Consider the following 11,761-nt stretch of genomic DNA (forward strand, 5'->3'; position numbering starts at 1 on the left):
GCCTTTCCCGACTGCGGCCGCCTGGCCGTGGCCCGGGAGCGCTTTGCCCGCCGATTCCGCGTTCGCGCCGCACCCTGCCAGGAGAGAACCCCGATGTTGCCCGCCCGTCACCGCCATCCCCGCTGTCGCCCGCTCGCTCCGTTGACCCTGGCCATCGCCGGTGTCCTGCTCGCCGCCCTGCAGCCAGCCGCCGCACAGGACAGTCAGGCCGCCACCGACCTGGCCCGGGTCGAAGTCACCGGCTCCAACATCCGCCGCACCGACGTGGAGACCGCCTCGCCGGTGCAGGTGATCAGCAAGCAGGACATCCAGGCGATGGGCGCGCGCACCCTGCTGCAGGTGCTCGACAACCTGCCCGCGGCACGCCCGGCGCAACAGGACGCGCGCTCGCTGTTCACCGGCTCCGATGGCGCCTCGCAGGCCAATCTGCGCGGCCTCGGCGCGCAGGGCACGCTGGTGCTGTTGAACGGCCGCCGCCTGTCGTACTACGGCGCGCCGGCCGGCTTCCAGACCCAGTTCGTCAACATCGATGCGATCCCGGCCGCGGCGATCGAGCGCATGGAAGTGCTCACCGACGGCGCCTCGGCGGTGTACGGCACCGACGCGGTGGCCGGCGTCATCAACGTGATCACCAAGCGCAACTTCCAGGGCGCGGAGATCAATTTCAGCAACGACACCTCCAACCGCATCGAGTCCTACGGCGAACACCAGGCCAGCATCACCGCCGGCTTCGGCGACCTCACCGAGAACCGCTTCAACGTCTACGGCGCGGTCAACGTGTACCGGCGCGACGCGATCCCGCTGCGCGACTTCTACGACAAGCGCCCGGCGCAGTACTACGTCAACAATCCCAACTACCTGACCAACCTGCGCCTGGGCGTGGGCAGCAAGCCGGGCCAGTTCAACCCGGGCAGCTACTTCGCCTTCGACCCGGTCACCGGGCGCCGCGTGCAGGAAGCCGCACCGGGTTGCCAGAACGTGCTGACCAGCGAGGCCGCCGGCCCGCGCTGCGTGTGGGAAACCTGGTTGAACAACGAGATCGACGCCGGCGCCAAGTCCGAACGCAACACCGCCTATCTCAACGGCACCTTCCTGGTCGGCGCCAGCACCGAACTGTTCGCCGAGGCCACCTACACCGACATCGACCTGCGTGCCAACGGCGGCACCCCGCGCGCGTTCAACACCACCACCGGCAACCCCACCAGCTGGTTCTCGCGCAACACCGGCAACACCGTCAACCAGTTCCTGTATCCGTTCCTCGGGCCCAACAACGAGTACAACCATGCCAGCCCGCAGTTGAAGGCGATGATGGGCGGGGTGGTCGGCCTGCAGTACCTGCTGCAGGACGCCGGCCCCGACTACTTCGGCCAGCGCAACACCGACAAGAGCTACCGCGTGCTCGGTGGCGCGCGCGGCAGCTTCGGCGACTGGAACTGGGAAACCGCCTTCGCCACCGCCGGCACCCACTCGGTCACCTACCAGACCGTCAACGTCAACGTGAAAGGCTTCGAGAAGGCGTTCGGCCCGTTCACCATCGATCCGGGCACCGGCCGGGTGATCATCTCCGACCACCCGGCGTACAGGTTCGGCGAGATCAGCGCCGCCAACGCCGCGCTGATCCGCGAGGCGTTCCCCACCTTCGACATCGAATCGTGGACGCGCCTGCACACCCTCGACGGCAAGATCGAAGGCCCGCTCTTCCAACTGCCTGCCGGCGAGATGCGCGCCGCGTTCGGCTTCAACGCCAGCCGCGAGACGTTTTACACCCCCGGCAACCCGGACGCGGCCAACGGCCTGATCACCCAGCAGGGCGGCTCCTGGTTCGACGGCAAGCGCAACACCTATGCGCTGTTCGCCGAGACCGTCGCGCCGATCACCGACAAGCTGGAACTCGACGCCGCGTTGCGCGCCGACAAGTATCCGAACTTCAGCACCAACCTGGCGCCCAAGGTCGGCTTCAAGTACCAGGCCTTCGAGCAACTGCTGCTGCGCGGCACCTATTCCACCGGCTTCCGCGCGCCCAGCCTGGCCGAGTCCGGCAGCGGCGGCGTCTATGCGCAGCTGGGCGGCTACCGCGACGAGGTGCGCTGCGGCGAGACCAATGCCATCGCCAACCTGCTGTTGCAGTCGCGCCGCAGCGGCGACGTGGACCTGGGCAAGAGCCTGCTCAATGCCGACTGCAGCCGCACCGTGGCGCGCATGACCCAGCCGAACCCGGACCTGAAGCCGGAGAAGGCCAAGATCGCCACGCTCGGCTTCGTCTACGAGCCGGCCAACTGGCTGTCGGTCTCGGCCGACTACTGGTTCATCTACCGCGACAACGAGATCGTCGCCCCCGACTACCGCCGCGCCGGCGACATCACCGCCATGACCCGTTCGCCGATCAGCGACAGCGACCGCGCCAACCTCGCCCAGCTGGCGGCGATGTGCGCCGATCCGGCCAGCGGCGTGGCTTGCCCAGGCACGCTGCCAGGCTACAGCGTGGGCAATGTCGCCAGTGTGGTCGGCCAGTACCGCAACCGCGGCAAGACCCTGGTCGACGGCTTCGACATCGACGCGCGCAGCCGCTTCTCGCTCGGCCAGTGGGGCGGGCTGAACATCGGCCTGGCCGCCACCATCGCCAACCGCAACCGCTTCTACATGGACCAGGATAGCGGCTGGTACTACGGCGACGTGGTCGGCTACTACAACAACCCGCGCCTGCGCGCCACGCTCAACGCCGACTGGACCTACCGCCAGGTCACCACCAGCATGTTCGTCAACTACGTCGGCGGCACCAAGTGGGCCACCGACCGGATCGACGCCGAGGACAACAACCCGCAGAGCTGCACCGCCGGCTACCTCAAGCTGCAGCCGAGCAAGTGCGATGGCGCGCCGTCGTGGTGGACCGCCAACCTCAGCGTCACCTGGCGCCCGGACGACGCCTGGAACCTCAGCTTCACCGTCAAGAACCTGTTCGACCGCCTGCCGTTCTACGATCCGAACAGCTTCCTGGGCGATTCCAGCGACTACGCCACCATCTTCGGCCGCGGCTACAGCGTGACCATCGGCTACCGCTTCAAGTGAGCGCACGTGCAGCAGCATGCGTGCCGGCCGACGCCGGCGCGCATCCAAGAGGAGACCGCACCACATGAAACGACGCGACTTCATCGCCGCCGGTGCCGCCATCGCCGCCGGCAGCCTGCTGCCGCAGACACCGGCCTGGGCGCGCAAGCGCACCCTGCGTTTGGCCATGATCGGCACCGGCATGCGCGGCCAGGTGCTGCTGACCGAACTGCTGCGCCGCGACGACGTGGAACTGGTCGCCCTGTGCGACAGCGAGTCGATCATGCTCGGCCGCGCCATGGCCATGGTCGCCAAGGCCGGCAAGCCCGCACCCACCGCCTACGGCCAGGACCGCGATGCCAGCGCCTGGAAGCGCGTGCTGGCGCACAAAGGCCTGGATGGCGTAATCGTGGCCACGCCCTGGGAGTGGCACGCGCCGATGGCGATCGCGGCGATGCAGGCCGGTGTGGCGGTCGGCTGCGAAGTGGTGGCCGGCATCACCCTGCAGGACCACTGGGACGTGCTCAACGCCCAACTCGCCACCGGCACCCCGTACATGCTGCTGGAGAACGTCTGCTACCGCCGCGACGTGATGGCCGCGCTGCAGATGGTGCGGCAGGGCCTGTTCGGCGAACTGGTGCATCTGCAGGCCGGCTACCAGCACGATCTGCGCGGGGTGAAGTTCAACTCCGGCGACCCGGACCAGCCCTACGACAGCGGCGTGGAGTTCGGTGCCAAGGGCTGGAGCGAAGCGCGCTGGCGCACCGCGCATTCGGTGCAGCGCAACGGCGAGCTGTACCCCAGCCACGGCATCGGCCCGTGCGCCATGTACGCCGGCATCAACCGCGGCAACCGCATCACCCACCTCAACGCTTTCGCCAGCAAGGCCAGCGGCCTGCACGACTACACCGTGGCCAAGAGCGGCGGCAGTACCCATCCCAGCACCAAGGTGGCGTTCAAGCTGGGCGACGTCGTCACCACCACCCTGGCCTGCACCAACGGCGAGACCATCCTGCTGCAGCACGACACCTCGCTGCCGCGTCCCTACTCGATGGGGTTCCGCGTGCAGGGCACCAAGGGCCTGTGGATGGATCTCAACCAGTCGATCCACCTCGAAGGCCGCAGCCCGCCGCACCAATGGGAAGCCTTCAAGCCCTACCAGGACCAGTACGAGCACCCGCTGTGGACGCGCTACGCCGCCACCGCGGCCGGCGCCGGCCACGGCGGCATGGACTGGTTCGTCATCCACGCCTTCGTCGAAGCACTGAAGGCGAGGGCACCGATGCCGATCGACATCTACGACGCCGTGACCTGGAGCGCGATCACCCCGCTCTCCGAACAGTCGATCGCCAGCGGCTTCCAGACCGTCGCATTCCCGGATTTCACCGCGGGCGCGTGGCGCCAGCGCGCGCCGATCTTTGCGTTCGACGGCACGTACTGAGCGCGGTCGCCCCGGTACTCCACGCCTTGCATCCGTGCCGGGCGGCGGCCGGGGTGTTCGGCTCCACGGACACTTGCATGTCAAACACCAGCGGCTATAGTGCCGCGCGTGGTGCGCTCCGGCGCGCTTTTTTCTTCGTGTCCAGTGGTGCGGCCGAGCCGATTCGCCTTGGGTGGACGGCCGGCCTGGGCTGGGCGTCGATCATCCTTTAGCCGTCAGTGAGCGCAATGAACGCACCCCTCTTGGAACTCGTCGAGCTTCTTTCTTCCGGCAGCACCGAACCCGACGAACGAAGCGAGATCGTTCGGGACATCGAAGCTTTCCTGCCGGAGCTGGAGTGGACCGAGTGCGAGGAACAGGCGTATGCAGTCGCGATCACCGCGGCGATGGAGCGTTACTCCGCCAACGGCGACAAGATGATCGATGTCCACCACGAGCTCTGCCAGATGATGGGCGACGCATTCCCTGCCTTTCCCAAGAACGTGGAGACGCAGACCGAGTACTTCACCTGGCTGGATCGCCACCTTGCCGAGTGGACGGACGAAGGCGATGGCTACGACGTGGTGGACATCGACGATATGACCACCGAAGACCAGCACCTGTTTGTGGTCTACCGGCGCGACGTGCCGCGCATTCTCGAGATTGCGGCGTCGTTGGGCGTGCCCGCCAGGCGTCCGCTGGACTACTGGCGCGGGCTCGGGTACGTCTGAGGTCGGCTATCCAGGTAGGCGGATGACTCCCAGGAAGGCGTAGCGCGGCCACGCCGGTTGGCGGTCGAGCTGTAGAGCGACTCCGATCTACACAGGCGGCGCTTAATCGCGGAGATGATCTTGGGCGCCGCGAGAGAGAGCCCGGCCGCATGGTGTGCTGTCATTCGGCAGAGACGGGTGGCGCCGCATCACTGCTCACGCCCGCTCCCGACATTCGTCCGGCGGCGTGAGCCGCAGGTGTCGATCCACGCACGGCGTCCATCGGCACCCCGCGGATTGAAGCGCCCTCCCAGTGATGGAGCGCGCATGAACCGCGCTGGCGGACGGCGGACCCCGCGCTTTGCCCGCAGCCGGCAGACACGCGACAATGGTCGGCCGATGTCAGGCAATTGCCGGCATCGCGAACCTACAAGAAAACATACGCCGCCGTACTGTCGGTGCTGCCTATTTTCCCCTGCCAGAGGTCATCCGTCGCGTCATGTCGAATACGCCCAAGATCCTGTACACGCTCACCGATGAAGCCCCGTACCTGGCGACGCAGTCGCTGCTGCCGATCGTCGCCGCGTTCGCCGGCACCGCCGGCATCGCCGTGGAGACCCGCGACATCTCGCTGGCCGGCCGCCTGATTTCGCAGTTCCCCGAATACCTGCGCGAGGACCAGCGCATCGCCGACGACCTGGCCGAGCTGGGCCAGCTGGCGACCACCCCGGAAGCCAACATCATCAAGCTGCCCAACATCAGCGCCTCGGTGCCGCAGCTCAAGGCCGCGATCAAGGAACTGCAGCAGCAGGGCTATGCGCTGCCGGACTACGTGGACGAGCCGAAGGACGAGAAACAGAAAGAAGCAAAGGCGCGCTACGACAAGGTCAAGGGCAGCGCGGTCAATCCGGTGCTGCGCGAGGGCAATTCCGATCGCCGTGCGCCGGCCTCGGTAAAGAACTACGCACGCAAGCACCCGCACCGCATGGGCGCATGGAGCGCCGAGTCCAAGTCGCACGTGGCGCACATGGACGCCGACGATTTCTACGGCAGCGAGCGTTCGGCGCTGATCGAACAGGCCGGCAGCGTCAAGATCGAGCTGGTCGGCAAGGACGGCGCGGTAACCGTGCTGAAGGAAAAGACCGCGGTGCAGGCCGGCGAGCTGATCGACGCGGCGGTGATGAGCAAGCGTGCGCTGGCCGCCTTCGTGCAGGCGCAGATCGCCGATGCCAAGCAGCAGGGCGTGCTGTTCTCGCTGCACCTGAAGGCGACGATGATGAAGGTCTCCGACCCGATCATGTTCGGCGTGGTCGTCGAGGCGTTCTACCGCGACGTGCTGGACAAGCACGCCGACACGCTCAAGCAGGTGGGCTTCGACGCCAACAACGGCATCGGCGACCTGTACGCGCGCATCGCCAGCCTGCCGGAGGCGCAGCGTGCGCCGATCGAGGCCGACCTGCAGGCGCTGTACGCGCAGCGTCCGGCGCTGGCGATGGTCAACTCCGACAAGGGCATCACCAACCTGCACGTGCCCAGCGACGTGATCGTCGATGCGTCGATGCCGGCGATGATCCGCGACTCCGGCAAGATGTGGAACGCCGAAGGCAAGCTGCAGGACACCAAGGCGGTGATCCCGGACCGCTGCTACGCCGGCGTGTACCAGGCGGTGATCGAGGACTGCAAGCTGCACGGCGCGTTCGACCCGGCGACCATGGGCAGCGTGCCCAACGTCGGCCTCATGGCGCAAAAGGCCGAGGAATACGGTTCGCACGACAAGACCTTCCAGATCCCGGTCGACGGCACCGTGCGCGTCACCGATGCCGGCGGCACGGTGCTGCTGGAGCATGCGGTGGAAGCCGGCGACATCTGGCGCATGTGCCAGACCAAGGACGCGCCGATCCAGGACTGGGTCAAGCTGGCGGTCGAGCGCGCGCGCCTGAGCGCCACCCCGGCGGTGTTCTGGCTGGATCCGCAGCGCGCCCACGATGCGCTGATGATCCAGAAGGTGGAGCGCTACCTGCAGGACCACGACCTCAACGGCCTGGACATCCGCATCCTGCCGCCGGTGGAGGCCACCGCGTTCTCGCTGCAGCGCATCCGCAAGGGCGAGGACACCATCTCGGTCACCGGCAACGTGCTGCGCGATTACCTCACCGACCTGTTCCCGATCATGGAGCTGGGCACCAGCGCCAAGATGCTGTCGATCGTGCCGCTGATGGCCGGCGGCGGCCTGTTCGAGACCGGTGCCGGCGGTTCGGCGCCCAAGCACGTGCAGCAGTTCGTCGAAGAGAACTACCTGCGTTGGGATTCGCTGGGCGAGTTCCTGGCCCTGGCCGCGTCGCTGGAGCACCTGGGCCAGCGCCACCACAATGCCGCCATCGGCGTGCTGGCGCGCACCCTGGACCAGGCCAACGGCGAGTTCCTGGACAACGACAAGTCGCCTTCGCGCAAGGTCGGCGGGCTGGACAACCGCGGCAGCCACTTCTACCTCGCCATGTACTGGGCGCAGGCGCTGGCCGCACAGGACGAGGACGCCGCGCTGAAGGCGCGCTTCGCCCCGCTGGCCAAGCAGCTGGCCGACCAGGAAGCGACCATCGTCGCCGAGCTCAACGGCGTGCAGGGCCAGCCGGTCGACATCCAGGGCTACTACCGCCCGAACCTGGAGCTGATCGGCAAGGCGATGCGGCCGAGCAAGACCCTCAACGACGCCCTGGCGACGTTGAACGCCTGATCGCCCAACTGGATGTGACGCAAGGGCCGTCCCTCGGGGCGGCCCTTTGCGTTTCCGGCGCAGGAAGCGTCCGGTAGGAGCAGCTTCAGCCGCGACAGGGCATTCCAGGTACGGCCGGTCGCGGCTGAAGCCGCTTCTACGGCCGACCTGCGTCCGGCTCGATCCTGGCGAAGCAGGTCGCTGGATGTGCGCACGAGACGGAGCGTGGCAGGGGGCCCGGCACCCGCGCGACGCCGCCACCTGGGTACACTGCGGCCATGTCCTCCACGCCGCTGCCGCTGCCGTCCGAACGCCGTGCCCTGGTCATCGGCCGCATCGTCTTCGAGGCGTTCGAGGACTACCACGCGCGCTTCGCGCAGATCTCTTCGCGTGCGCGCCAGCGCTTCGAGGCCCGCGACTGGAGCGCCGCGCGCGATGATGCGATCGAACGCATCGCCCTGTACGACCAGTGCATCGCCGAGTGCATGCTGCGCCTGCGCGCGGTGTTGCTCGGCCAGGCGCACGATCGCGCGCTGTGGATCCGTGCGCGCGACCACTACGCCGAACTGATCGCCGCGCTGATCGACCAGGAACTGTACAAGACCTTCTACAACACCCTGACCCGGCGCTTCTTCCGCACCCAGGGCGTGGACGCGCAGATCGAGTTCGTGGCACTGGACATCGAGCCCACCGACGCCATCACCCACCCGGTGGCGCGGCACAACTACGTGGTGTCCGAGGCGAGGCCGGTGGACGCGTTCGTGCGTGTGCTCGGCGACTACCGGTTCGACGTGCCGTACGCGCACCGCACCCGGTGCGCGGCGGCCATCGCGGTGCGGCTGCAGGACGACCTCGCCCACTGGGGCGAGAACCCGGTGCGCGGCATCGAACTGCTGGAGACGGTGTTCTATCGCGAGCGCCGGGCTTACCTGATCGGCCGTGTGTTCGGCGAACACCGCTTCTCGCCCTGCGTGATCGCCCTGGTCAACGACGAACAAGGCCTGCGCGCCGAAGCGGTACTGACCAAGCGCAACGACGTGGCGCAGCTGTTCGGCATCTCGCGCAGCTATTTCCAGGCCGACCTGGCCACCGTCGGCGATGCGGTGGTGTTCCTGCGCAGCCTGCTGCCGCACAAGCCGATCGACGAGCTGTACACCATGCTCGGCCGCGCCAAGCAGGGCAAGACCGAGCGCTTCCGCACCTTCTTCCGCCACTTCCAGGCGCATCCCAACGAACAGCTGGTGCATGCCGAGGGCACGCCGGGCATGGTCATGGCGGTGTTCACCCTGCCCAGCTATCCGCTGGTGTTCAAGCTGATCCGCGACCGTTTCGCCTATCCGAAGACGATGAGCCGCGAAGAGGTCGAAGAGAAGTACGCGCTGGTGTTCAACCTCGATCGCGTCGGCCGCCTGCTCGACGCGCAGCCGTACCGCTCGCTGCGCTTCCCGCGCACGCGTTTCGCGCCGGCGCTGCTGAAAGAGTTGATGGAGGGCTGCGCGCGCAGCCTGCGCGAGGACGGCGACGACCTGATCGTCGAGCTGTGCTACGTGCAGCGGCGCCTGCGCCCGTTGAACCTGTACCTGCGCGAGCAGGGCGCCGAGGCCGCGCGCGAGGCCGCGCTGGACTACGCGCAGGCGATCAAGGACATGGCCCGCAACAACATCTTCCCCGGCGACATGCTGCTGAAGAACTTCGGCGTGTCGCGGCAGGGCCGGGCGGTGTTCTACGACTACGACGAACTTTGCCTGGTCACCGACTGCAACTTCCGCGATTGGCCGCAGCCGCGCAACGAGGAAGAGGCGATGTCCGCCGAACCCTGGTTCCACGTCGCCCCGCGCGACGTGTTCCCGGAGCGCTTCGCGATGTTCATGGGCCTGCCCGCGACCTCGCTGGAGGCGGTGCGGCATGCGCACGGCGAGCTGTTCGATCCGCAGTGGTGGCGCGACCTGCAGGCGCGGCTGCGCGAGGACGATTATCCGGACGCGCCGCCTTACCCGGATGCGCTGCGCCTGGCCTGAGTTGCCGGCGGGCCGCCAGTGCGTTGTAATCGGTGCCTCATCTCAGGCAAAGGAATGCGCGATGCACCGTCGATCCCTCCATTCGTGGTGGCGCTGGAGCGCCGTGCTGTCGCTGTTGCTGGCATCGACTGCCGTTGCCGCCGACGGGGTCGGCCCCGGCGCGGTGCGCAAGCAGATCGAGAGCAGCATGCTGGTGAGCGGCACCATCGACATCGAGCCCAGCGGCACGGTGTCGGCGCTGGCGCTGGATCGGCAGGAGCGCCTGCCCAAGGGCGTGGTCGACTTCGTCCGCAGCACCGTGATGCAGTGGAAGTTCGAGCCGGGCCTGCGCGATGGCAAACCGGTGCCGGCGCGCGCGCCGATGACCCTGCGCGTGGTCGCCAAGCGCCTGCAGGGCGACGACTACCAGGTCGAGATCCGCGGCGCCGATTTCAGCCACTACGATCCCAACGACCGCAGCGTGGTCACTTCGATCCAGATGAAGCCGCCGGCCTATCCGGAAGCGGCCTACAGCGTCGGTGCCGCGGGCTCGGCGTACCTGGTGCTCAAGGTGGGCCGCGATGGCCGCGTCGCCGATGCCGCGGTGGAGCAGGTCAACCTGCGCGTGGTGGCGTCCGAGCGGCAGATGCAGCAACTGCGCGAGGTGCTGGGCAAGAGCGCGCTGGGTGCGGCGCGCAAGTGGACCTTCCGCCCGCCGAGCGAAGGCAAGGACGTGGAGGCGCCTTACTGGACCGTGCGCGTGCCGGTCGACTACGCGCTGCGCGACGATATTCCCCAGGGCGCACCGTCGTCCTATGGCCGCTGGACCAGCTATGTGCCCGGCCCGCGCCAGCGCGCGCCCTGGATCACCGGCGAGGACGCGACCGGCTTCTCGCCGGACCTGTTGCCGGCTGGCGGCGTGTACATGGCCGACGGCGCCGGTCCGCGCCTGCTGACGCCGCTGCAGGGCGGTTGATCGGCGCCGGTGTTCGCCCGGTCTTACAGGCCGGGCTGCCCAGCGTAGACCACCCGCCGACGTTAGCGCGCCGCGCGGCGGTCGTCGTCGCGGCGTCGCGTCGAGACGACCAGCACCGCCAGCAACAGCACCGCCAGCAGCAGCGACGCGCCGACCGTGCCCAGGTCCAGCCCGCCTTTGCCGGCAGGCTTGCTCAGCAGGTCGCCGAGGGTGGCGCCGAACGGGCGGGTCAGCACGAACGCCGCCCAGAACAGCGCCGTGCGCGAGACCCGGGTGAACGCGTAGGCCAGGGCGATCGCCGCCAGCAGCGCCGCGATCAGCAGCGCGCCGCCGGCGAAACCCAGCCCCGAACTGTCGGCCAGGTAATCGCCCAGCGCGGTGCCCAGGGTGTTGGAGACCAGGATCGCCAGCCAGTAGAAGATCTCGGCGCGGCCGCTGCCGATCCGCTCGACCGACAGGCTGCGTTCGCACAGCCACCAGGTCGCCAGCACCGCGACCAGCAGGCTCACCAGCAGCAGCGCGCCCTGCGCGTAGCCCAGGCCCAGGCTGCGGTCCATGTAGTCCGACAGCGTGGTGCCGGCGGTGCTGGTGGTCAGGATCACCCACCAGTAGCGCCACGGCTGGAAGTTGCGAGCGTGCAGTTGCGCCCACAGCGAGACCAGGAAGACCGCCAGCAGCAGCACGCTGCTCAGCGCATAGCCGACATCCAGGGTCATCGACAACAGATCGCCGCCGGTCTCGCCCAGGGTGGTGGCGCAGATCTTCATCACCCAGAAGCCGAGGGTGACCGGGGCGACCTTGCTGACGGCGGTGTTGGCGGTGACGGGCATGGCGGCGGACACGGCGGCGGACACGGCGGGGCGAATGCCGCCCATCTCAGCCGCGCCCACGTCGAAAGACCGT

The 11,761-nt window shown here is 68.2% G+C and carries 7 protein-coding genes; 6 read left to right on the forward strand and 1 reads right to left on the reverse strand.

Annotated elements, in window-relative coordinates; genetic code table 11:
- Positions 1 to 93 precede the first annotated feature (93 nt).
- The 6 genes from ACHWVH_RS15100 (at position 94) to ACHWVH_RS15125 (ending at position 10,858) form a co-directional block, all read left to right on the forward strand.
- Positions 94 to 3,066 (forward strand): TonB-dependent receptor domain-containing protein, encoded by a 2,973-nt coding sequence (locus ACHWVH_RS15100; protein WP_394687484.1) that lies wholly within the window; start codon positions 94 to 96, stop codon positions 3,064 to 3,066.
- Positions 3,067 to 3,130: 64 nt separating this feature from the next.
- Complete coding sequence (locus ACHWVH_RS15105; protein WP_394687485.1) at positions 3,131 to 4,486, forward strand: Gfo/Idh/MocA family protein; 1,356 nt, start codon at positions 3,131 to 3,133, stop codon at positions 4,484 to 4,486.
- A gap of 227 nt (positions 4,487 to 4,713) precedes the next feature.
- Positions 4,714 to 5,196: a hypothetical protein gene (locus tag ACHWVH_RS15110; RefSeq protein WP_267121904.1), complete on the forward strand. Its 483-nt coding sequence runs from the start codon at positions 4,714 to 4,716 to the stop codon at positions 5,194 to 5,196.
- A gap of 478 nt (positions 5,197 to 5,674) precedes the next feature.
- Positions 5,675 to 7,906 carry an NADP-dependent isocitrate dehydrogenase gene (locus tag ACHWVH_RS15115; RefSeq protein WP_394687486.1) on the forward strand — a complete coding sequence of 744 codons (2,232 nt, stop codon included), beginning with the start codon at positions 5,675 to 5,677 and terminating at the stop codon, positions 7,904 to 7,906.
- A gap of 257 nt (positions 7,907 to 8,163) precedes the next feature.
- A complete protein-coding gene (gene aceK, locus ACHWVH_RS15120) occupies positions 8,164 to 9,903 on the forward strand; it encodes a bifunctional isocitrate dehydrogenase kinase/phosphatase (RefSeq protein WP_394687487.1) in 1,740 nt (579 codons plus the stop codon).
- Between the two features lie 61 nt (positions 9,904 to 9,964).
- Positions 9,965 to 10,858 carry a TonB family protein gene (locus tag ACHWVH_RS15125; RefSeq protein WP_295926357.1) on the forward strand — a complete coding sequence of 298 codons (894 nt, stop codon included), beginning with the start codon at positions 9,965 to 9,967 and terminating at the stop codon, positions 10,856 to 10,858.
- A 62-nt stretch (positions 10,859 to 10,920) separates the two neighbouring features.
- On the opposite strand, the gene ACHWVH_RS15130 is transcribed toward ACHWVH_RS15125, so the two are convergent.
- Positions 10,921 to 11,733, reverse strand: a complete 813-nt coding sequence (locus ACHWVH_RS15130) for a hypothetical protein (RefSeq protein WP_295926359.1) — start codon at positions 11,731 to 11,733, stop codon at positions 10,921 to 10,923.
- Positions 11,734 to 11,761 lie beyond the last annotated feature (28 nt).

Source organism: uncultured Xanthomonas sp. (assembly GCF_964278005.1).
GTDB classification, from domain to species: Bacteria; Pseudomonadota; Gammaproteobacteria; order Xanthomonadales; family Xanthomonadaceae; genus Xanthomonas_A; species Xanthomonas_A sontii.

Excerpts from the sequence above, each read along its gene's own strand:
- ACHWVH_RS15100 (WP_394687484.1), top strand. The coding sequence starts at position 94 with ATGTTGCCCGCCCGTCACCGCCATCCCCGCTGTCGCCCGCTCGCTCCG.
- ACHWVH_RS15105 (WP_394687485.1), top strand. The coding sequence starts at position 3,131 with ATGAAACGACGCGACTTCATCGCCGCCGGTGCCGCCATCGCCGCCGGC.
- ACHWVH_RS15110 (WP_267121904.1), top strand. The coding sequence starts at position 4,714 with ATGAACGCACCCCTCTTGGAACTCGTCGAGCTTCTTTCTTCCGGCAGC.
- ACHWVH_RS15115 (WP_394687486.1), top strand. The coding sequence starts at position 5,675 with ATGTCGAATACGCCCAAGATCCTGTACACGCTCACCGATGAAGCCCCG.
- aceK (WP_394687487.1), top strand. The coding sequence starts at position 8,164 with ATGTCCTCCACGCCGCTGCCGCTGCCGTCCGAACGCCGTGCCCTGGTC.
- ACHWVH_RS15125 (WP_295926357.1), top strand. The coding sequence starts at position 9,965 with ATGCACCGTCGATCCCTCCATTCGTGGTGGCGCTGGAGCGCCGTGCTG.
- ACHWVH_RS15130 (WP_295926359.1), bottom strand. The coding sequence starts at position 11,733 with ATGGGCGGCATTCGCCCCGCCGTGTCCGCCGCCGTGTCCGCCGCCATG.